Source organism: Paenarthrobacter sp. OM7, assembly GCF_029873575.1.
Lineage (GTDB): Bacteria > Actinomycetota > Actinomycetes > Actinomycetales > Micrococcaceae > Arthrobacter.
Window position 1 is genome coordinate 3,930,600 of the sequence record NZ_CP123579.1, and the last position, 21,077, is coordinate 3,951,676.

The 21,077-nt window shown below is 63.7% G+C and carries 16 protein-coding genes; 6 read left to right on the forward strand and 10 right to left on the reverse strand.

Features of this window, described 5'->3' with window-relative positions:
* The first annotated feature begins 220 nt into the window (after positions 1-220).
* The 3 genes from trmB to QEH68_RS18125 are packed head-to-tail and all read left to right on the forward strand — an operon-like array spanning position 221 to position 2,035.
* Positions 221-1,126, forward strand: coding sequence for a tRNA (guanosine(46)-N7)-methyltransferase TrmB (gene trmB, locus QEH68_RS18115; RefSeq protein WP_207595046.1), 906 nt, complete (start codon positions 221-223; stop codon positions 1,124-1,126).
* A 22-nt stretch (positions 1,127-1,148) separates the two neighbouring features.
* Complete coding sequence (locus tag QEH68_RS18120; RefSeq protein ID WP_280623868.1) at positions 1,149-1,541, forward strand: hypothetical protein; 393 nt, start codon at positions 1,149-1,151, stop codon at positions 1,539-1,541.
* Complete coding sequence (locus tag QEH68_RS18125; protein ID WP_207595050.1) at positions 1,541-2,035, forward strand: SRPBCC family protein; 495 nt, start codon at positions 1,541-1,543, stop codon at positions 2,033-2,035. The genes QEH68_RS18120 and QEH68_RS18125 overlap by 1 nt, the downstream gene beginning before the upstream one ends.
* 3 nt (positions 2,036-2,038) lie before the next feature.
* Here the strand turns inward: QEH68_RS18125 and QEH68_RS18130 are convergent, their stop codons facing one another.
* From QEH68_RS18130 to QEH68_RS18140, 3 genes are all read right to left on the reverse strand, one after another.
* Positions 2,039-2,707: a zf-HC2 domain-containing protein gene (locus QEH68_RS18130; protein ID WP_280623871.1), complete on the reverse strand. Its 669-nt coding sequence runs from the start codon at positions 2,705-2,707 to the stop codon at positions 2,039-2,041.
* Positions 2,704-3,201, reverse strand: a complete 498-nt coding sequence (locus QEH68_RS18135) for a sigma-70 family RNA polymerase sigma factor (protein ID WP_207595054.1) — start codon at positions 3,199-3,201, stop codon at positions 2,704-2,706. Before QEH68_RS18135 ends, QEH68_RS18130 begins: the two co-directional genes overlap by 4 nt.
* 192 nt (positions 3,202-3,393) lie before the next feature.
* The gene (locus tag QEH68_RS18140; protein ID WP_280628042.1) at positions 3,394-4,278 is read right to left on the reverse strand and encodes a hypothetical protein; all 885 of its coding nucleotides are present in this window, start codon (positions 4,276-4,278) and stop codon (positions 3,394-3,396) included.
* Between the two features lie 271 nt (positions 4,279-4,549).
* Here QEH68_RS18140 and QEH68_RS18145 point away from each other — a divergent pair, with 271 nt between their 5' ends.
* Entirely contained in the window at positions 4,550-4,753 is a 204-nt protein-coding gene (locus tag QEH68_RS18145) for a hypothetical protein (RefSeq protein ID WP_280623873.1), read from the forward strand.
* An 86-nt stretch (positions 4,754-4,839) separates the two neighbouring features.
* On the opposite strand, the gene QEH68_RS18150 is transcribed toward QEH68_RS18145, so the two are convergent.
* Positions 4,840-5,688: a hypothetical protein gene (locus tag QEH68_RS18150; RefSeq protein ID WP_280623875.1), complete on the reverse strand. Its 849-nt coding sequence runs from the start codon at positions 5,686-5,688 to the stop codon at positions 4,840-4,842.
* 165 nt (positions 5,689-5,853) lie between these two features.
* Between QEH68_RS18150 and QEH68_RS18155 the strand changes: the two genes are divergently transcribed.
* Positions 5,854-9,306, forward strand: a complete 3,453-nt coding sequence (locus tag QEH68_RS18155) for a DEAD/DEAH box helicase (protein WP_280623877.1) — start codon at positions 5,854-5,856, stop codon at positions 9,304-9,306.
* A gap of 8 nt (positions 9,307-9,314) precedes the next feature.
* Here QEH68_RS18155 and QEH68_RS18160 read toward each other — a convergent pair whose 3' ends face one another.
* Together QEH68_RS18160 and QEH68_RS18165 are read right to left on the reverse strand one after the other, a co-directional pair.
* Positions 9,315-10,490, reverse strand: a complete 1,176-nt coding sequence (locus QEH68_RS18160; protein WP_280623879.1) for an MFS transporter — start codon at positions 10,488-10,490, stop codon at positions 9,315-9,317.
* Positions 10,487-11,149, reverse strand: coding sequence for a GntR family transcriptional regulator (locus tag QEH68_RS18165; RefSeq protein ID WP_280623881.1), 663 nt, complete (start codon positions 11,147-11,149; stop codon positions 10,487-10,489). Before QEH68_RS18165 ends, QEH68_RS18160 begins: the two co-directional genes overlap by 4 nt.
* A 248-nt stretch (positions 11,150-11,397) precedes the next feature.
* Between QEH68_RS18165 and QEH68_RS18170 the strand changes: the two genes are divergently transcribed.
* On the forward strand, positions 11,398-14,883 hold the full coding sequence (locus tag QEH68_RS18170) for an Ig-like domain-containing protein (protein ID WP_280623883.1): 3,486 nt from the start codon (positions 11,398-11,400) through the stop codon (positions 14,881-14,883).
* 141 nt (positions 14,884-15,024) lie between these two features.
* Here the strand turns inward: QEH68_RS18170 and QEH68_RS18175 are convergent, their stop codons facing one another.
* The 4 genes from QEH68_RS18175 to QEH68_RS18190 form a co-directional block, all read right to left on the reverse strand.
* Positions 15,025-15,825 (reverse strand): GNAT family N-acetyltransferase, encoded by an 801-nt coding sequence (locus tag QEH68_RS18175; protein WP_280623886.1) that lies wholly within the window; start codon positions 15,823-15,825, stop codon positions 15,025-15,027.
* A gap of 81 nt (positions 15,826-15,906) precedes the next feature.
* Positions 15,907-17,811: a DUF2264 domain-containing protein gene (locus QEH68_RS18180; RefSeq protein WP_280623888.1), complete on the reverse strand. Its 1,905-nt coding sequence runs from the start codon at positions 17,809-17,811 to the stop codon at positions 15,907-15,909.
* Positions 17,811-18,962 (reverse strand): LacI family DNA-binding transcriptional regulator, encoded by a 1,152-nt coding sequence (locus QEH68_RS18185; RefSeq protein WP_089596335.1) that lies wholly within the window; start codon positions 18,960-18,962, stop codon positions 17,811-17,813. The genes QEH68_RS18180 and QEH68_RS18185 overlap by 1 nt, the downstream gene beginning before the upstream one ends.
* Positions 18,959-20,935, reverse strand: coding sequence for a heparinase II/III family protein (locus QEH68_RS18190; protein ID WP_280623893.1), 1,977 nt, complete (start codon positions 20,933-20,935; stop codon positions 18,959-18,961). The genes QEH68_RS18185 and QEH68_RS18190 overlap by 4 nt, the downstream gene beginning before the upstream one ends.
* Positions 20,936-21,077 lie beyond the last annotated feature (142 nt).

The following is a 21,077-nucleotide window of genomic DNA, read 5'->3' on the forward strand; positions in this document are numbered from 1 at the left end:
GCGCCCTGCGGTGGCATCTGCCAAGGACGTAAAGACCTCTTCAAGTGTGTCCTCGCTTGCAACCATTCCCCTATTCTCCCGTTGCCGGCCAATTGCATCAACGAAACGTCTCCCCTCCTGAGAAGGAGCAAAGGCACGTCACGTTCAGGCAAGCGGGCCACCCGGACCCCTGGCTCTCGGCGGGAGAACCCACAGCCCCAACCAAAGTATTCTGGAAGCGATGAGTGAAACCCCAGATTCCCCGCGACCCGTCACGCCCGGCAGCCAAGCCTCCTTCGGAACCTACGGTGGCCGTCCGGTCAGCTTCGTGCGCCGCGGAACCCGCCTGCAGGGTCGCAGGCAGGCCGCCTGGGAAGAGCACGCCGAGCGCTGGGCTATCCAGGTCCCACGCCACGTCGCCAACACCTCCGTGCACCCCGATTACACGTTCGATGCCGAGGCCGTTTTCGGGCGTAAGGCACCGCTGATTGTGGAGATCGGTTCAGGCCTGGGTGACGCCGTCGTACATGCCGCTGAGCAGAACCCGGACAAGGACTTTTTGGCCGTCGAGGTCTACACGCCCGGTTTGGCGAACACCATCATCAAGATCAACAGCCGCGGCCTGACCAATGTGCGCGTGGTGGAAGCCAACGCCCCCGAGGTCCTCGAGTCGATGCTTCCCGAGGGTTCGGTCAGCGAGCTTTGGGTGTTCTTCCCGGACCCGTGGCATAAAGCCCGGCACCACAAACGCCGGCTCATCCAGCCCGCGTTCGCTTCGGTCGCCGCAAAAGCCCTCGAAAAGGGTGGCTACTGGCGCATCGCTACGGACTGGTCCAACTACGCAGTGCACGTCCGCGAAGTGCTGGCAGATTCCACGGAATTCGAGAACATGCACGAAGGCGAGCGCAGCGGCGAGGAGAGCCCACTGACGCAAGTGTGGCAGTCCGGCGTCGAATCCGTTGTGGGCGGCGCACCGGTGAGGGAAGGCCGCGCGCCGGTCAGCACCGAACACACTGGTCCGAACGAGGGCGTGGATGAAGAAGGGGGTTGGGCTCCCCGGTTCGACGGCCGCATCAGGACCAGCTTTGAGAACAAAGCCCACGAGGCCGGGCGCATGATCTTCGACCTCACTTACCGCAAGATCTAGCCGAAGGACCTTTGGGGGAACCATGAGCTATCAGCCACCGGTGGACTACTACCAGCAACCCCAACGGACAGGTAACCGTGGCTTGGGTGCCGGAATCACCAGCATCATCGCGGCCGTGCTCTCGCCCGTCGCAGCCGTGGTCAGCATCCCCTTGGGCATCGCAGCCGTCGCATCCGCCATGAGCCGTTACAACGAGGGCAACGATGCATGGTGGTTTGGTGCGCTTGTCCTGGCGGGGACTGCGGTGGTGCTGGCGATCGTTGCAGTGGTGAGCGGGCTGATCGCCGTCTTCCGGGCCGGCCGGATGAACGCCGGACGCATCACGGGCATCATCGGTTTGGCCATCATGGCGATCAACATCTTTGGCATTGTTTTCATGGTGTTTCTGGTGCTCGGTTCAGGGCAGGGGTTCTAATGCCGCAGGTGCGCGCCGAACGATTCATCCGGTTGGATCCGGAGACCGCTTTCGCCCTCTCCCAGACCACTGGTGCATTCCGGCTCACATGGGACCCGTTCATTTCCGCCCAGGCTTTCCTGGACGGAGCCACGGCCGCAGGCAAAGGTGTCAGGACACGGACCGTTTCCCGCATGGGCCTGAAGATGGTCAGCGAATACGTCTCTTACACCCCACCCCGAAACGTGGGCATGACCATGGTGTCCGGGCCGTGGTTCTTTGAAAACTTCGGCGGTGGTTGGCGGTTCACCCCGGACGACGGCGGCACCCGGGCAGTCTGGAAATACACCTTTTCGTGCCGGCCGGCTCTGGTGAAGCCGTTGGCCGAGAAAATTGGCGGCTGGCTCCTTGGCCGGGAGATCGAACGCCGGATCGAGGCATTCGCCAAGGCCTGCGAGAACCCTGCGCTGGTGGCCGAACTACGCGCCAAGGGCACAGGGGTTGGGGACACCTAAGGTTTACGGCACCGAAATCGAGGCCACCGTTTTCTCGGCTTCGTCGCGAAGCTCAACTCCAGCGATGCCAGCCAACTGCACCGGAGTGGCCCCGGTGATCTTGATCCGGCCGCTCTGAGTGGCCGTCCATCCGCAGGTGCGTTCTTCGGCGCCGTCCCGGCCCTTTACCCACAGATACAGGGTGCCTTCCAGTGGCATCGAGCGCCCTTCCACAGCGAGCTCAGTGCCCCAGTTCTTCTTCACCATGCCCACTGTCAATTGCAAACCGTTGTCCGACTGCACCGAGTAGCTTGCGTCCGGTTTCGGAGGCTGGTTCAGCAGGGGCCCGGCGAGGAAGCCAACAGCCAGGCAAGCAGCGGCAACCGCACCCACCAAAGCCGCCCACCGCCGTCGTGATGTCCGCCTGCGGACCGACAAGTCCACCAGGACTTTTTCAGGAAGCGCCTCGGGTTCCAACGGTGAGAGCGTGTCCGTACCGCCAGCGACCGTGAGCGCGACAGCATCAGCCCGGGGAACGGCGTCGAGCAATGCCGGCAGGCTTACAAGCTCTTCCAGCTCATGACGACACTCAACGCAGGTGGCGAGGTGGTCCTCAAACGTACGGGCTTCGTCGGGCTCCAGCCCACCCAAAAGGTAGGCGCCCAATAACTGGTGGACGGAGTTGCCGTTCATCGTTCCACCCCCATTTCATCAAGGATTGTTCGGAGGGCTTTCACAGCGTAGAAAGCCCTGGACTTCACGGTTCCCGCCGGAATGTTCAGCTGCAATGCTGCCTCGCTGACGGTGAACCTTTGGTAGTGGAGGGCCACCAATACCTGCCGGTGTTCGTGGCTGAGCCGGAGCAACGCTTCCTCCATGAGCACCCTGTTCAGGAGCTCGTCCACGCGTTCGGTGGCCGCGTGGTCCGGGAGGTCCTGTTCACCGGCTTCAGCAGGGCGACGCTGTGCCTTCCGGTAGTTGTCGATAATGACGTTGCGGGCCGTCCGGAAGAGGTAGCTGCGCAGGCTTCCTGTGATCTGGGGGGCATGTTGCCACACCTTGAGGATGGTTTCCTGCACGACGTCGTCTGCTTGGTGGGCGTCGGAGGTGCAGCTCAGCACGAAACGCTTCAGAGCCGTGCCGTGATCGCGGTAGATCGCCGCCACCACGTCTTCGTCCAACGGCATAGCCACCTCCCTCACTGTTGTCCTCCGCCCCTTCGCCTATACGACGACGCGCACAGGTAAATGGTTCAGCCTCGTGAACCATTCTTCCTCCAGCTACTGGGGTGTTGCACCGAGATCGCGGGAAGCCTGCGATCTCGCCGAAAGGTTGCGTGCGAACAGGCAGGGTTCCCGCGAACTCGCGAGCCGGCCGCATCACCCGAGCGCACGAAGGACGCGCTCCTTGAAGGCACGCTCCTGAAAAAGGTCCTTCCATTCGATCCGGATAAACCGCCAGCCCTCCTCGACGAGTGCCTTTTCCCGCCGTCGTTCTTGAAAGATGACCTCGTCCGTCGGATTGAAGTCGAAATATTTGGTTCTCCCATCGAACTCCAGCGCCAGTTTTTCCTCTTCCCAAGCGAAGTCCATGCGATGACGACCCATGCGGGACTGCACCTCGAATTGTGGCTGCGGAGGCTTGATGCGCAACCTCTGCATCAGCTCACGGGTCAGTGTCTCGCCAGCAGACTCGGACCGCGGATCCGCGTTGGCCAGGGCCTTGCGGAGCGTGCGGACACCCCGTTTTCCGGAAGAGGCTGCTGCCAGGTCTTCAAGTGCGTTGATGTCGGCGCCTACGCGTAATCCGTGGTCCATGATCACCAGCGCTTTCGGATAGCTCAGCATTCTGGCGCAGTCGAATATGGTGCGGTCCAGCGTAGTCGCACGCAAACCCTGAACCGGCACAACATCATCCTCAGTGAAGCTTTCCGAGTGTCCCCGAACATCCTTGCCCCAGCGGTCCGAGGATGGCCTGGCACAGTGCAGGACATGAACCTTGTCGTCCACGCCCCATACGAACAGTCCGTGGAGCCGTGCCGCAGACAAATGGCTGTAAATGAAACCGCCCGTCGACGTGGTCAGTGTTCCGTGGGCATGGGCCATGATCCGTTCCCTGGCCTGCCCGCCGAGGCTAAGTGACTGCCACTTACTGGCCCTGATGTAGCACCCGTACCTTATGCGGAGCAGTTCACCGGAGTCCACCAGAGCTTTGACCCGCCGACTGTTGAAACCCAACCGGAGCAACTCATCGGTCCTCCACATGTACCCATGCAAAGGGAGTGCTGGTGCCGCTGTGCTGTTTTTGTGCGTTGACTGTGTGTTCACCGGTTCAGCTTGGCCGCCATGGACCTCGGGCCGGAACGGGCATATCCGGCTATGTGGACAGTGCAGTGCCGGGAACCGGGGAATGCTGCGAATTCGCCGGAGTTTTGCACACGCCGCCGCTGCTTTGGGGCGAATTCGGGGGCCCAAACCCCAAGCCAGGCCGATGCATGGGTCCGCTAGACTGCAGGCTACTCACTGGGGAGAGAACATGACACAGGACATCAGCAGCAAAAAGACGCCGACCTTGACGTTCCTGGGGGTGCAGGAACTCGCGTGGACTTTGGGGCTCGTAGCCATGATCATCAATTCCACTGAGCGTGGCCTGGACTGGATCTGGGTGGGCCTGTTGGCCTGCTGGCAGGCATCCATCGTGTGGGGCTTCCTCAAGTTCCGGCAGGCGAGAGCAAGCTAGAGCACCGAATTCGCCGGAAGCACTGCGAGGTCGCCGGAGCTAACCGGCGAACCCACAGCGTTCCAGCGACCTCGGCGGAAAAGGATTTACGCGTCGGCGAATTCCTCGGACTCTTCGAACTCCACGGCAGCGATGATTTCCTTGGTCTCCGGGTGGATCATGAAGGCCTCGTCGTCGTCCTCGATCATGAGGTAGTCGCCGTGGTCGGTGGAGAAGTGCCAGGCGAGGGTCTTGACGCCGTCGTGCTCGTAGTTGGGATCGCCCATGGTGATCTTTTCCAGGGCGTAACCGGCCACATCGCAGAGTTCGCGGATGATGACCTCGAACTCCGGGGCGTTGGCGAGGGCTTCTTCGTCAGCTTCGGCCTGGCGCTCGGCGAGGTCCGGAATCAGTGCGACACGCTCAGCGATGTGAGCTTCGATTTCTTCGTCGGTCAGGACCAGCAGTTCGGACTGGTCGCGGAGGTAAGCCGCGTTGAGGTCGATGATGTCCTCTTCCTCAAGCAGGGCTTCGAACTCGCCGTCGAGCTCGTCCAAGGTCACAACGGAAGCCGGCGGCGTTTCGGACTCGTCCAGTTCGCCGTCGAGGTAGGCCTCTGCTTCGTCCTCGGTGAGTGCATCGAACGTGGCCGCCGTGCGGTTGAAGAGGTCGAGGTGGCGGGTGGCGCCCATGCCCTCGAGGCCCGCGCGGACGTAAGCATCCACTTCCTCACGTTCCGGTGCGGTGAAGACGTACTGGGCGAAGCCTCCGGAGAGTGCCTGGGTCAGGTAAAAGTCCACAAAGAAGCTGTTGAGCGCAGCGGGTGCGATTTCGTCGCTGTTGAGGAGCTCCTGGTACATCTGGTTCACGACGTTGACGTTGGAATCCACTACATCCGCATTGCCGGCTTCGAAGCTGGTCTTGTTCAGGACGACGGGGTACTCGTTGGTAGTCATGGGAAATCCTCACTGCTGAAAGCTGATGGTGCTCCGGACACTTTCAACGTACGCGTGGGAGCGGCGCGGCAATCGAGGAAGAGGTTAACGGAGGGCGAAGTTTGGGAGCCGTTTTCTGCTGACTAAGATTGAGCAGATAACCTCCTGCCGAAAGTAGCCCGACGCATGCCGTCCCACACAGACGAGACCTGGGAACTGGCCATACAGACTCCTGCCATTAACGACCGCTCCCTGGCGGCCGGACTGGCCTATGCCATGGGCAGCCGCGTCAGCGGGATTACTTTCGACGCAGCCACGGGCCTTCTGATGGGCAAAGTCCGTGGGGCCGGTCCGCAGCCTTATTCGACGTCCGCAAAACTGGTTCGGAAGCCCAGCGGCTGGAGCTGCACGGTAGGCATCTGCAGTTGCCCGGTCCGCAAGGACTGCAAGCACGTTGCCGCACTGCTCTTCACTGCGGAGGACCACCCCACCATCCGGGCGCAGCTCCTTTCCCAGGCTCCTGGAATTCAAACCTCCAGGGTCGGCTCGGGCCAGCAGGGCGGCGCCGCCCGTCCGGCGTGGGAACAAGCGCTCAACAGGCTGATCACGAAGCCAGGCACTGCTCCGAGCGCGGCAGGCATCCAACTCGCGCTCCAGTTCGAGGTGGAAGAGCCCGCCGCGCACTTCTCCTACACAGGCCGCCGGGACCCCATGCGCAGCGTCCGCCAACTCAAGGCGCGTCCCGTCATGATGGGCGCCAAGGGCAAATGGATCCGCGGCGACGTCTCCTGGAACAACCTCAGCTATGTCAGCTTCCGGCGGGAATTCAACGAGGTCCACGTCGAATGGCTTCAGACTTTCCTCGCCGCCCACGGTTCAAGTAATGGCCGACAGCAACCGTCGGGGGCCATGTGGCTGAGCCTGAACGACTTCGCTGCCAAGAACCTTTGGACCCTCCTCGCCGACGCCACCAAAGCCGGCATCCCCCTCATCCACTCCGCCGGGAGCGAGCCCGTCCGCGTGGAGGCGCAACCCGCCGTCGTCGGACTGAGTTTGGCGCGAATGGACGCAGCCCCGGACGCCACAACGGAAACGCACGACGGCGGCCTGCAACTCGCGCCGTCAGTCACCGTGGCCGGGGAGCCGGTTGACGCCGCCTCGGTGGGCTTCCTGGGCAAGCCGGCCAACGGAATCTTCTTCACGCATTCCGGGGACGTCCTGCCCGGAGTGTCGCAGCAAAAGAACCTGATCACCCTTGCCCCGATCGAGGGCGGCATCACGGACGAGCTCCTTGAATTCGTCATGGACGGCCAAACGCTTCAGATTCCGGCCGAGGATGAGAGCCGGTTCCTGACCTCGTTCTACCCCAAATTGCGACAATCCACGCCGGTGCAGGCCGCGGACGAATCGGTGGAGCTGCCCACCCTGGCTGTCCCCACACTGTCCCTGCTGGCCAATTACGGAAACGATCACAAGGTCCGGTTGCACTGGGAGTGGCATTACAAGTCCGGCACCCTGGTCACCGCCCAACCCTTATGGCGGCATCCAGAGGACCGTGGCTACAGGGACGACCCCGAAGAAGCCCGCATCCTTGAGTCGCTTGGCCGGCCGTGGGATGTGGTTTCGGCGTTGGCCGAGTCCGCCACCGGTGGCTGGGGCGCTCCGCGTCTCGCAGCAAGCGTTGAATTGGGTGGCCTGGACACCCTGGCGTTCACCGAAGAGGTACTTCCGGCGCTGCGGGAACTGCCCGACGTCGTAGTGGAAACGTCCGGTGACATCGCGGATTACCGTGAAGCTGCCGAAGCTCCCGTGGTGTCCATCTCCACCAAGGAAACGGCCAGCGGCGACTGGTTCGACCTCGGCATCGTGATCACGCTTGAGGGCGAACCCGTCTCCTTTGCCGCAGTGTTCTCGGCCCTCGCGGCCGGGATGAGCCGCATGCTGCTGCCCAGCGGAGCCTACTTCTCGCTGGACCTGCCCGAGTTGCACCAGCTGCGCGCGCTGATCGACGAAGCCCGGTCCCTGCAGGACAACCCGGACAACAAGGACGGCACGCTGCAGATCAGCCGCTTCCAGGCCGGGCTCTGGGACGAGCTCGCCCAGCTCGGAATTGTGGACGAGCAAGCCGCCGCGTGGCGTGAGGCTGTGGGCGGATTGCTCGACGACGGCGTGACCGGGCTGCCGCTGCCGGCCGGCCTTAACGCTGAGCTGCGTCCGTATCAGCTCGAAGGGTTCAACTGGCTCAGCTTCCTGTACAAGCACAGCCTCGGGGGTGTGCTTGCGGACGACATGGGCCTGGGTAAGACCGTGCAGGCCATTGCGCTGATCTGCGCGGCGAAGGACTTGGCTGCGGAGACTGCTGCGGCCGCCCAGGGTGACTCTGCTGAGGTGACTCCGCGAGCTCCCTTCCTGGTGGTCGCCCCTACGAGTGTCGTGAGCAACTGGGCCCTGGAAGCGCAGCGGTTCGCTCCCGGGCTCGTGGTGCGCACCGTCGGTGAAACTTTCGCCAAGAGCGGCCTGTCCCCTGTCGAAGCGTTGGCGGGTGCCGACGTCGTTATTACCTCGTATGCCCTCTTCCGTATTGATTACGACGCCTATGCATCGTTCCAGTGGGCCGGACTGATGCTGGACGAGGCGCAGTTCGTGAAGAACCACCAGTCCAAGGCGTACCAGTGCGCCCGGAAGCTGCCGGCCAGGTTCAAGTTGGCCATCACCGGCACGCCGCTGGAGAACAACCTGATGGAGTTCTGGGCGCTGACGTCGATTGTTGCGCCGGGCCTGTTCCCGAGCCCCAAACGGTTCGCCGAGAACTATCAAAAGCCGGTGGAAAAGAACGGCGACTCGGCGCAGCTGGGCAAGCTCCGGCGTCGTGTGCGTCCGCTGATGATGCGCCGCACCAAAGAGCAGGTCATCAAGGATCTGCCACCCAAGCAGGAGCAGATCCTGGAGGTCGTGCTGAACCCGCGGCACCAGAAGGTTTACCAGACGCACCTGCAGCGTGAGCGACAGAAGATCCTGGGTCTGATCGATGACGTGAACAAGAACCGCTTCACCATCTTCCAGTCGTTGACGTTGCTGCGGCAGCTGAGTTTGGATGCGTCGTTGGTGGATTCGTCATTGTCCGGGGTTCGGTCCTCCAAGCTGGATGTGTTGTTCGAGCAGCTGGAGGACGTCATTTCCGAGGGCCACCGGACGCTGATCTTCAGCCAGTTCACCGGGTTCCTGGGGAAGGTCCGCGAGCGCCTGGACGAAGAGGGCGTGGAGTACTGCTACCTCGACGGCAGCACCCGGAACCGCGGCGACGTGGTCAGCGAGTTCAAGAACGGTGCCGCACCGGTGTTCCTGATCTCGCTGAAGGCCGGTGGCTTCGGGCTCAACCTGACCGAGGCCGACTACGTGTTCCTGCTGGATCCGTGGTGGAACCCGGCCTCCGAAGCCCAGGCGGTTGACCGCACGCACCGTATTGGGCAGGCCCGGAACGTCATGGTCTACCGACTGGTCGCGAAGGACACCATCGAGGAGAAGGTCATGGCGCTGAAGGCCAAGAAATCGCAGCTGTTCGCAGATGTGATGGAAGGTGACGCCTTGGCCGGTGGCTCGTTGACGGCGGACGACCTGGCGGCGCTGTTCGCGGAGTGATCTCCCGGTCAGTCGTCCAGCCGCACACCGCGCAGTAACAGCATTGTTCCGCCGACGGCTACCGCGGACGCCAGGAACACACCCGCCGCCCCAAGGCCTACCGCCACCACGCCGATGACGCTGGGCAGGACCACTTGGCCCACCCTGTTTCCGGCAAGCCTCAAGGCCAGCGCCCGCCCGCGTTGGCCTTCCGGCGCTTGGGCCGAGAGCCAGGACATTGTCAGTGGTTGGCCAATTCCCAGCCCGAGGCCGAGGAACGCCATGACGACAAACAGCAGCCACTCGGGCATCGGGACGGCGGCCACAGCCAGGGCCCCTGTGGAGATGGCCAGGCTCAGGATTAGCAACTTCATGCGCCCCAGCTTGCGGGACACGCTGCCGAGTCCCAGCCGGGAAACCATGGAGAACACCGCCCGGACGGTCAGCATCAGCCCCACCGTGGCCGCCGTGAGGCCGCGTTCGGCGCCGAGTGCCGGAAGGTAGACCACTGTCAGGTCCACTACTGCCAGGACGGTGGCGCTAGTTGCCAGCGCGCGGATCACGCCGGGCGTCCTGAGAAGTGCCAGTGAACTGCCCTTGGTGCCAGTGCCCTTCGGGGTGCGCCTGCCCTGGCTGACCTTTGAAGAAATCACGAACGTGGTCAGGAACATCACCAAGCTCATGGCAGTCGCGAGAAGGAAGATCGCCTGCGTGTTCGGGCGAACGGAAGCACCGCCAACCACGGAAATGGCCAACGGTCCCAAGGCCTGGCCCAGAGACGCGGCGAAGGTCAGGTACCCGAAGGCAGAGTCCAAGCGCGACGACGCCGCGTTGTTCGCGACCACCGCTTGCTGCCCCACAACACAGGCCAGCTGGCCTGCACCAAGAAGTGCCGTCCCGGCTACAAGCGCAGGAACTGACGTTCCCCAGAACAGCAGAAAAGCAGAACAGCCGAGTACGACGGCGGCCCCGATCGCCATGAGCCGACGCTCACCGAGGCGGTCCACCAGTCCGCCGATGGGTAGGGCGAGCAGCAGGGGAAACACAGCGTAGCTGGCGGCGAGAAGGCCAAGGGCGAACCCGGGAACATCCAATTCGAGTGCGCGGTACGTGGTGGCCGGGCGGACCAGGAACGTGACGGCCTGGATGAGCGTCGAGTGGATCAGGAGGGCCGTGGACGAACGCCTTCCAAGTTCGCCGATCATTCGACCACGAGGCCGGAACTGGAGATAACCCGCAAGGTCTCATCCCTTGCGCCGATGACATGATCGAAGGCGACCTTGGCTGCCTTCTCCGCATCCTTTGAAGCTATCGCTTCGACCAAGAGCCTGTGATTGGAGAGTGCTTCATCGCGGCGTTCGGGGGCATTGTTGGTGAAGAATCGGTAGCGCTCAACCTGGCTGGCGATCTGCTCATGGAACCGCTGGGCCCAGGAGTTCCCGGCGATCCTGGCGATCGCAGCATGCAGGGCAACCCCGTACTTCATGGCCTCGTCGGCGAACTCCACCATGGCAGCATTGCGTGCCAGTATCCCGCGGAGTTCTTCAAGGTCCGCGGCGGTGGCGTTGGCGCAGGCCTCCCGTGCCATCAGGGACTCCAACGCTGCGCGAACATCGTACAGCTCGGAAATGACCTTCTCATCGAGCGCGGGAACCAGCACTCCCCCGGTGGGCTGCTGCTCCAGCAAGCTCTCTGAAACCAACCGGCGGATGGCTTCCCGAAGGGGCGTGCGGCTGACTTGCAGGGCAGTGGCCATGGCGGGTTCGTAGATACGCTCACCCGGTTTCAGCTCGAGGCTAAGGATCCGGCGCTTCAACTCGCCGTAGACAAGGTGCGCCCCCGTGTTTCGTGGTTGTTCTGCCATGCGTGCCGCCTCAAGAGAAGTGTACTTGTATACATCTATACAACCATGACCCAGAGGAGGGCAAAGTTGTTACACCTGTGACCACTTCTGACTGACCACGAACGAGCCTGTTCGAGTGCCTTGTTGCGCCCCCAAGAGCCTCATAGTCTCGGCTTTGCCCGGCCTTCCCGGAAACCGGGCAGCACCCGATGAAACCCCGACGATGAGGTCCACCCATGGCGTTTTCCGCGCGAAGAATCCGACGGCCAGTGGCAGTCCTGGCGGCAGCCGTTACAGCAGCCGCGAGCCTGGCACTTTTGCCCGCAACCACACCACAAGCACAAGCCAACGACGCAACAGCTGTCACCATCACCCCGAACCCCGCCACCCGCGGCGAAGCGTTCGAAGGGTGGGGAACCAGCCTGGTGTGGTTCGCGAATGCGACGGCGGGCTACTCCCCCGAGCTGCGGGAGGAGCTGTACCAGAAGGTTTTCGGGGAGGACGGACTCAACCTCAACATCGCCCGCTACAACGTGGGCGGCGGAAATGCTTCAGACGTAGCCAACTACCTCAACGATGGCAGCGCTGTGGAGGGATGGTGGAAGCCGGTGGCTGAAGCGCAACCCGGCCAGCCGGCGTCGAACCTTTACAACCCGGACGGAACCGTGGACAAAACGCAGGCCAACAAGCTCGCGTTCCTGAACGCCTGGAACCCGGACGACCCCGCGTCCTACGACCCCGACGCCGACAAGAACCAGCGGTGGTGGGTGGAACGCCTCGCCGCAGACCAGCAGATCACCCACTGGGAAGCGTTCAGCAATTCCCCGCCGTGGTTCATGACCAAGAGCGGGTACGTATCCGGCCAAGTGAACACCGCCAAGGGTGAAAACCTCCTGCCCGAAGCGGAAGCCAAGTTCGCGGCCTACATGAGGAACGCCGTCGAGCTCCTCGAAAAGGGCAGCGGCATCACAGTGGACACCATCGATCCGTTCAACGAGCCGAACTCGGGCTACTGGGGCACGGACATCAACGCCGCCACCGGCAAGCCGCCCACCACGTACACCCAAAAGCAGGAGGGTGCGCTGATCTATCCCGCCGCCCAGGACCGCGTGACCAAGCTGCTGGCCGCCGAGCTCAAAAAGGGCACCACGGACGCCGTCATCTCCGCGATGGACGAGACGGATCCCAGCAAGTTCATGACCAACTGGAACGGCTACAGCCAGGAAGCCAAAGACGCTGTAGCGCAGCTCAACGTCCACACCTACGGAACCAACGACCGCCGTCGGGTCCGCGACCTCGCCGGTTCCACCGACAAGCCACTGTGGATGAGCGAAGTGGGCGGCTTCTGGACGGGCAACCCTGCGCTCGGCGACTCGACCAGCGGCTGGGACCGTTCCAACATCACCAACGGCCTGGGCATCGCCGGCCGCATGGTCAACGATCTCCGTGAGCTCGACCCCAATGCGTGGGTCTTCTGGCAGCCTGTGGAGGACACGTACAAGCAGGAAAAGGCAGACAAGGGCTGGGGCTCCATCTACATCGACTTCGACTGCAATTACGAAGGCCGCGAAGGCTTCTCCAACCGCCGCATCAACGATGGCGCATCCCTGGAACAAGCCAAGTGCAAAGTCCTGACCAACCAGAAATACAACACCACCAGGAACTTCACGCACTACATCCGGCCCGGCGACTTCCTCATCCAGAACGACAACGCCAAGACCGCCAGCGCCCTCCGCGCCGACGGCAACGGCGCAACGCTGGTCCACTTCAATGACACCCCGACGGCGGAAAAGGTCACCATCGACCTCAGCCGCTTCGGCAGCATCGCGCCCGGCGCAAAGGTCACGCCTGTGGTCACCACCAAGTCGCCGCTGGATGACATCGAGAAGAATGCACTCGTCAAGGGCGCACCAGTCGCCGTCGACACCGCGGCCAAGTCCGCGACGCTTGACGTTCCCGCCGCATCCGTGGTGACGTTCCTCGTCGACGGCGTCAGTGGAGTTTCGGACGATGCCGCGCCTGTGCAGGACGGCCACAGCTACCACCTCAGTGGTGAGGCGAGCGGCAAATACCTGACGGGCCGCTCCAATGGTTCTGCCTCAATTGAAGAAATGGGCACGGATGCTGCCGGTGTGGCTCCGCAGATGTGGACGTTCAACGCCGTGTCTACGGAAGATGAGTTTGCGAACGGTCGTCGCTGGGTTCTTACGAACAAGGACGGCCGAGTGCTCACAGGCAACGGTGGAGTGCTGAACGGCAGCCAGAGCGGTGCGGCTTCACTGTCTACACTGACGTTGGAACAGGCCAAGGCCACTCCTTCTGCACAGTGGATAGTGACCACGGAGAACGGCAAACAGTGGTCCGTGGTGAACGCAGGTGCCGCGATTGCCCTGCAGGTTTCGGGCAACCAGACAGCTGCTGGAACGTCTGTGGCACTTGCTTCGTCCACCGGAGCCACGGCTACGGCGTTGGCCAGTCCGCACCAGGCGTGGGCCTTCACCGACATTGCAGACCTCAAGCTCTTGGGAGTTTCCCCTGTTGAGCTGAGCACGCCCGTAGGGACGCCGCCGGTCCTGCCAGCCACGGTCACGCCCGTTTACGAGGCAGGCCCCGGCAAGCAGTTGGCCGTCACCTGGGCACCGGTGGATCCTTCCTCGTGGCAGAAGGCCGGCAAAGTAACGGTCTACGGTTCAGGGGTTGACCCGTACGGTCAAACCTTCGAAGCCGTTCTCACGGTCACGGTGGGCTCCTACATCGCCACGGACCCTGTTTCCGTGACCGTTGGAACCGGATCATCGGTGGCCTCCATACAGGCCTTGGCCCCGGCCAGCGTTCCTGGACAGATCGCCGATGGTCCCGCCCGGAACCCACTGGCAGTGACCTGGGACTGGTCTACAGTCTCCGCGTCCTCGCTGCAGGCCCCGGGAACCGTCACGGTGCCCGGAACCGCCGACGGCCTCCCGGCCACGCTGACCATTATTGTGGTGGACCGCGTTCCAGTAGCCAATATCTGCAAGGACGACCCCACCACCACGGCCACCGCAAGCTACACCGAGGGCTCCTACATCGCGAAGAACACCTGCGATGCCAACGCCTCCACGCGATGGTCCAACTGGGTGAGCGGCGGCCGTGCCGGTGACAGCCTGAGCTACGCCTTCAGCCGCGACTACACCGTTTCCTCCGTGACCGTCACGTCTGCGGAAAAGGCTGCGGCGAGCCTTAAACTCCAGTACCAGGACGCCTCGGGAACATGGAAGGACACCTCCGCGGGAACCATTACGGGACTCTCCATCTCTTCACCGACCACCGTCCGTTTCGACCCCGTCACCACCCGTGGGATCAGGGTTTCGTTCGTGACCACGGCGTCGTACACCAAGGTGGCGGAGGTTGCCATCACGGGCTCGCGCCTGGCGGAAGCCGGCAACGCCGACCTCGGCCGGCTCCTGGTCAACCAGGCCTCCGTGGTGGGCTTCGACCCGGCGACCACCGACTACCGGGTGTTATCGACGTCGGCGACTCCCGCCGTCGTCGGCTACCCGCTGGACACCAACGCGAAGGTGACAGTTCAGCATTCCACCGTTGAGAACCCGACGGCGGTGATCACCGTGACGGCGCCGGACGGCACCACGAAGGTGTACCGCGTGACTGTTTCTACCGGAAAGGACGCGTGCAAGAGCGATGGCTGGAAGACCAGTCCGTCTCCAGTGTTCACGAACCAGGGGCAGTGCGTGAGCAGCTTCGCGGCTGGGAAGTAGGGAAAATCCGAGACAGCGAGGCCCCTTGGGATGTTGATCCCAAGGGGCTTTACTGTGTCTTCACCGAAGTGGAACGAGGGTGCGGAAATGAACAGCGCATGGAATAAGGTAATTCCTTGGCCCTCAAAGCCGTCTGAGCTTTCAGCCGCGCACCCAGCGGTACGGCGTGGTCGTGGAGACCTTGAGCAGCCCGGAGCGCTCCAGGATTGGCCTCGAGAATTCGGTGGAATCACTGTGGATGAGGGTCTTTCCCAGCTCGAGTGCGGCCTGCGCACGGCGGGCCGTCAATGCCCGGTAAATCCCCCGACCGCGCCACTCTTCCCTGGTGGCGCCGCCCCAGATACCGGCGAAGGTTGTGCCTGGAACCGGTTCCAAACGTCCGGCGCTGACGATCTGCCCTTCAGCTTCGGCCACCCACAACTGCATCCCGTCATCGAGGGAGAGACGGCGCAGCAGGGCATCAGCCATCTCATCTGACACGGGTTCGCCGAACACTTTGTCCTGCATGGCGCTCATGGCCCGCACGTCCGGTTCCTCCGTGACCTGCCGCAGGGTCACGCCGTCGGGAAGTGGCACAGCTGTGCTTAATGCCTGGGCTTCACCGATCATGATCGACTCGGGATCATCCTGGGTGAAGCCGTTTTCGATCAACGCTTCGTGCAACCCCGGCGCGTGGTCATGCCCGCGGGATTTCCATTCGACCCTGGTGATGTCAGGTTCAGCGCGGAAATAAGCGATGGCCTCGGCTACGAGCCGTTTGATGGTCTGCGAATCCGCGTCACCGAGATCCTGGTACGTGACGAAGCCCCGGCCCTTCATGAAGGTCACCAAACGCACAGGGCCGTGCTGGGTCACTTTGAGGGCACTCGGGGTCTCGGCGTCGGTGCGGAGGTCCTGGTCATATGCCGCGAGGAAGCGTGCTCGATCATCGGTTTGGCTCATCCCGCGAGCCTACTGCAGGGTGAGCTCGCCCGATTCGATGGCCCGCTGCACACAAGACGGTAGGAGTCGTCTAACCCGCAGCTACGCATCGAAACGGGCAAGCTGCGAGATGCTCACGGAGGCGCCATCCGAGAACACGAACCGACCATCCCCCTCGACCTCCCCTTCCCCGGCAACAAACGTGACACCCGCATCCGTCGAAGTACCTCCGTCACCGGCGAGGACGACGACGGCGGCGTAGTCACCGTCGTGCGCGGTACCCGAGGTTCCCACCCACGGAATGGTGAGCTCCGAACCCATGGGGTGGGCACCAGAGCGGACGAACGTCCCGGACGAATCCAACGACATGCCGAATCCTGGAACTGGCATCACAGAGCCCACCACCGACGACGCAGCATCCACCGGCCAGCCGCCGATCCGCAAGGCACTCCCCGAGGAAGAGCCGGAAACACGCACCAGCCGGAGCTCTACTGCCCCACGCGTTGCCGAAACCACGGTGACCGAGGGCCCGGGAGTCGCAACGCCGGCCACCCCGCTGCCGTGATCGGGACCGGCGTCGGGGTCGGGTTCAATCCAGTGGGCGGCGAACCGGGAAGCTCCCAGCTGAACACCGCCCTCGGAGTACGAGCCGAGGTACTCAAAACCCGTCCGATGCGTGAGCCGGCCATCGGAATCAACGAACGCCACCGCATTGTCCACGGACTCGGGTGTCAGGTCCGGGAACGTGTGGGTGGAGTACCCGATCCGCGCATACAGCGGCGAGTCCGCCACCACAGCACCCACGACGGCGTGGTCCGTGGCGTGGTTCCGGATCCGGACCACGCCGTCGGCTCGAGTCCCGTCCACCTGCCAGCCCGGGGCTGCGATCAGCCGCTGCGTGTCGGCAACCTCAACGGGCAAAGGCGCCTCCACCGCAGCCCACACCCGGTGATCCGCGGGCAGCGCGAGCCCGAGCATCCCCTTCGCCGCCCAATAGGGTGACCCAGCGCCGGAGTAGGCCTGCTTCATGCCCGCGAACTCGCCGTGCCACCCGATGGACAGCAACCCGTCCTCCGTGATGGAGCCGTGCCGGGCAAAGTAGTCCAGCATCCCGGAGGAAGCACGCCGGGAAAGACCTGGGGCCAAGCGCGTGTGCCCGGACAACTCCCCCACCCAGAACGGCGCGGCGGCCGCGAACCGGTAGATCAAACTCCGGCCTTGAATGAGCGGAGCACCGTTCGAGCCCACAAGGAACGCGGCGTCGTCCAGGAAATCAGCCAGCCGGTCGCCGTCGAGCGTTTTGCGAGCAGTAACCCGGGGGTCAGAAGGCGCCATCAACGCCCAGAGCTGCGGATACACCTGGAATGCCCAGCCCACGTAGTGGTCGTAGGCACGCTCGGGACCGTCCGCGAACCAGCCACCGCCTTGGTACAGGGAGTCATGGATGGCGAGTCCGGCGTCGATGTCCTCATCGGAGTACCGGCCGCCCACGGATGCCAGGAATGTCTCCACCACAATTTGGAACCAGACCCAGTTGATGGGCGGGTACTCCTCACCGATCACGGTCTCGAACCATGCGATGAGCTGCTCCTGCACGCGCTCCGGCAGTTTGTCCCACAGGACGTCGCGGGTCAGTGCCAAGCCAACAGCCAACGACGCCGCCTCCACCTTCGCCTGCCCCAGCTCACCAGGCGTCGGCCACCGGTCCGGATTGGCGGGATTGGTTCCGGCGTCCAGTCCGACGGCGTACCACTCGGCGATCCAGCCCGTGCTGGCAGGGTCGCCCGCCATCCGGAAAGAGGCCAGCAGGAACGTCCGGGCGAAGGCTTCCAGAGAATCACTTCGCGGGCCGTAGCGGCTGTTGGCTCCGGGCAGGTGGATGTTGGCGTGATCGTCCGTGCCGAACTGATGCGCCGAACGCAGGAGGTGATCCGCGTACGCACACCAGTGCTCGCGGGTCAGGCCGGTGAAGGGTGAGAGCTGGTAATCCAGGGGCGGCAGAAGCATCAGAGCGAATCCTCCAGGACGACTCCAGCCAACCCTCGCGGTGCGCCTACGGAGGATTCCCGCACAATCAGCTCGGGGTTCAGGTCAATGCGATGCACAGGGCGCATCCTTCCTTCGGCCAGGCGCGCAGCCATGAGCTGCACCGCCACCTTGCCGACGTAGCTTTTGGGTGGCCTAACCGCGGAGATGGCGGGCTCGGCAAGGTAGGCCACTTCGTCGTCGTACCCCACAATCGCCATGCTGCCTGGAACATCCACGCCCCGGTCCACGCAGTGCTGCACGAACGCCACAGCCTGGGTGTCCGAGTGCACCAGCATTGCCGTAGTTCCGGTGGAACGGCACAGATCCAGGACGTGATCAAAGTGCTTGGCACGATCGCCGTTGTCCAGCTTGGCTGAGTCCTCGTGGATGGACTTTTCCAGCGGAATCTTGAGCGCGGCAAGGGCCTGTTTCCAACCGCGGACCACATGCGGGCTGGTGGGGCTGGTGGAATCCGTGAGGCATCCGATCATCCGGTGCCCCTCCTGCCACAGATGGCGCACGGCCATCCCGGCGCCAAAGGAATGATCGGTGGCGACCCACTCCAGACGATGCGCGGGGATTTCCGACGGCGCCCGCCGTTCGGCCAGGATCACCGGAATGGGCAGGGCATTGAGCCACCTCAGCAATTCCTTCCCGTGCTCACCGCCCATATCGGGGGCCACGATCAGCCCGTCGATGTTCTGGGTATCCAGCAACGCCTGGACCTGGCGGCGGTTGTCGGCAGCGTCGTAGGCGGAGCCACGGACCAGGATGCGGAGGTTCTGCGCCTCGGCCTCGCCACGCGCACCGGAAATCACCTGCGGCCAGTAATAGTCCAGCGACGGAACCACCATGCCAATGGAGTAGCTGTGCGCCGACGGCCGCCCCACAGCCACCGAACGGTCCAACGGGCTGGGCAGCGTGGCGCCGCCATGGACGCGGGACACGAGTCCTTCGTCGGCGAGGGTGTTCACATCACGCCGGATAGTCAGTTCACTGACGCCCAACTTCGCGGCAATATCGCGCACGGTGATGGCTCCATGCGCCCGCAGCTCCTCCATGAGCCGTTCACGGCGCTGCAGGGAAAAGAGGGACTTGCCGCCCGCTTCCGGGGTCTGTTCAGAACTCAAGATGTTGCCTCCACTGTGAGGGTAAACGCGCCCGAAGCGCGGTTTTCGCTGGGCATACGGAAACGGATCCGGGTCAATTTTTCGCCCCAGATGTCGCTGAGGAGAGGATCGTCGAGGTGCCATTCGTCCACGAGTACGACGGCGGTGGCCGGCTTCCAGCGCAGGTGCAGGCCCCTGCCGGTTTCCGCAGCCGGAATCCCGGCGGGCGCGACGCTCGCGGTCGCGTCTGTACCGACGCTGACGGTGCCGGCAACCAGATAGGTGATGTCGACGTCGGGCGTTCCCTCAGGCGGACGCGTGCCCTCCGCCGCGGGTTCGGGCAGGTTCCAGCGGTCGTCAATCACCACGGTCCCCAGCTCACGGTTCATGAGCGAGGTGCGGATCCATTGCTCAGCGTGGTCCAAACCGTAGGCCGCTCCCAGCCCAAGCGCGAGGGTGGGTTCCTCAAGGGTCGGCTCCTGGAGTACGGTCGCCGCGAACGAAGACCCGGTCCCCTGCTCCAGGCCGAACGGTGCGGGGACGCTGTGCCACGCACTCTGCATGGCCCGAATCCGGTACCGATCTGGTCCGAACGTTTGCGCGGTGTACGTGGGCTGGCCGGCGTCGACCAACAGGGGCACACCATCCACGGCGACCACCACTGAGCCGACGTCGCGGTGGTTGTGGTGCTCGCCGTTGTGTCCGCCCTTGGCCGCGAGGGTGAGCCCGACGAATGAGCCCGGAGTCTGCCGCGCCACCATGATCTGGACGGACGGAAGGTACGTCCCCCAACTAGGTAACAGCACATGTCCCAATGGACGCTCATTGCGACGTTTGCTGTCACTCAGTTGGGTGAGGACGCGGCCCAAGCCGGCGGCGGAGTTGGGTTCGGGTTCGACGGCGGCAAAGGCGGCCGCGTGCGCGGCGGCCTCAGAGTCCCCCAGCCGGACAGCCCAGCGTTGCAGCATGTCCCACGGGAGTCCGTGGTGGGCGCGGGCCGGGCCGTCGGCAACGTTGAGGAACCATCCATGCCCCAAGTGCATGCGGTGCGGGAATGCCACCAGTGCGCGGATGACGGGCAGGTCCGGATCGAGCTCGCCGCCGCTTGCCTCCTCCAGCAGGGCAAGGCCTTCGAGCGCGCGGCCGGCCCCGTTCCACCAATAGGCGAAGCCTTCGTCGATGGCACCGTCGGCGGGAATGGAGGCGAGGAAGCGGTCCAGGCCCTCGATGCAGCGTGCAATAACCGCCGCCTGCAACCCAGGGTCATCCACCAGCAGCAATGCCGCGGCGATGATGTTCGAGTGGATCCACGGATTCCAATTATGAACGTCGCCGTCCAACCCCAGCCAATGCCAGTCGAGCCGGTCCAGGAACGGCTGGATGACCCGTTCCTGTGTCTCCAGACGGATGCGTCGACGCAGACCGGGAGTACGTTCATCGAGCTGTGAACCGAGCACATGGTCCAGCCACGCGAGCTGCGCCACCACCTCCCCTGCGCCGAGATCGAGGTACGGCCGGGAACGCTCAGGGACCACATCGCCACTGCGGGTGAAGACGTCGTCGTGCGCGGCCCAGCTCCACGAACTCTGCTCGCACAGTAGGAAGGCGCCGTCGATCACCTCGTCAAGCCAACCGTCGTCGGAGGCAGGACCAGCCACAGCAGCCATCACGACGGCGCGCGTCAGTCGCTGCTGCCGGCCCGCCACCAGCCCCTCGTAGGCCGTGCGGTTGCCGTCGCGGAAGTAGCGCGCGTAATGGGACACGAGCGGTTGGGGCCAGTGACTCCCCTTTTCCTCCGTTGCTTGGGCGCGCAGTTCCGCGAGGGGGCGGCCAGCAGCGCGGTGCCATCCGGCGTCGGACGCTGGACGGACGGCGAGGCGGTCCCGGGCGCCGCGGAGCGACTCCATCAGAGCCGGTGCGCCTGCAGATGTACCCCATGCGCCCAACAGGGGCCTCAGTGGTGGCGCATCAACGGCGGGGATGCCGGTTGCCATATAAATTCTTCTCTCATTTGTTCGATCTTGAATGTTTTAGATCAAGTTCGATTGAGTTGAATGAACTGTCTTGTTTATGAGTATGTACTGATTATTAGATGTGATGCAACACATAAATCACGGTCGAACAGGCCGCCGAAAA

What these genes read in the sequence shown, in the direction of transcription:
- trmB (WP_207595046.1), top strand. Translation starts at nt 221, where the DNA reads ATGAGTGAAACCCCAGATTCCCCGCGACCCGTCACGCCCGGCAGCCAA.
- QEH68_RS18120 (WP_280623868.1), top strand. Translation starts at nt 1,149, where the DNA reads ATGAGCTATCAGCCACCGGTGGACTACTACCAGCAACCCCAACGGACA.
- QEH68_RS18125 (WP_207595050.1), top strand. Translation starts at nt 1,541, where the DNA reads ATGCCGCAGGTGCGCGCCGAACGATTCATCCGGTTGGATCCGGAGACC.
- QEH68_RS18130 (WP_280623871.1), bottom strand. Translation starts at nt 2,707, where the DNA reads ATGAACGGCAACTCCGTCCACCAGTTATTGGGCGCCTACCTTTTGGGT.
- QEH68_RS18135 (WP_207595054.1), bottom strand. Translation starts at nt 3,201, where the DNA reads ATGCCGTTGGACGAAGACGTGGTGGCGGCGATCTACCGCGATCACGGC.
- QEH68_RS18140 (WP_280628042.1), bottom strand. Translation starts at nt 4,278, where the DNA reads ATGTGGAGGACCGATGAGTTGCTCCGGTTGGGTTTCAACAGTCGGCGG.
- QEH68_RS18145 (WP_280623873.1), top strand. Translation starts at nt 4,550, where the DNA reads ATGACACAGGACATCAGCAGCAAAAAGACGCCGACCTTGACGTTCCTG.
- QEH68_RS18150 (WP_280623875.1), bottom strand. Translation starts at nt 5,688, where the DNA reads ATGACTACCAACGAGTACCCCGTCGTCCTGAACAAGACCAGCTTCGAA.
- QEH68_RS18155 (WP_280623877.1), top strand. Translation starts at nt 5,854, where the DNA reads ATGCCGTCCCACACAGACGAGACCTGGGAACTGGCCATACAGACTCCT.
- QEH68_RS18160 (WP_280623879.1), bottom strand. Translation starts at nt 10,490, where the DNA reads ATGATCGGCGAACTTGGAAGGCGTTCGTCCACGGCCCTCCTGATCCAC.
- QEH68_RS18165 (WP_280623881.1), bottom strand. Translation starts at nt 11,149, where the DNA reads ATGGCAGAACAACCACGAAACACGGGGGCGCACCTTGTCTACGGCGAG.
- QEH68_RS18175 (WP_280623886.1), bottom strand. Translation starts at nt 15,825, where the DNA reads ATGAGCCAAACCGATGATCGAGCACGCTTCCTCGCGGCATATGACCAG.
- QEH68_RS18180 (WP_280623888.1), bottom strand. Translation starts at nt 17,811, where the DNA reads ATGCTTCTGCCGCCCCTGGATTACCAGCTCTCACCCTTCACCGGCCTG.
- QEH68_RS18190 (WP_280623893.1), bottom strand. Translation starts at nt 20,935, where the DNA reads ATGGCAACCGGCATCCCCGCCGTTGATGCGCCACCACTGAGGCCCCTG.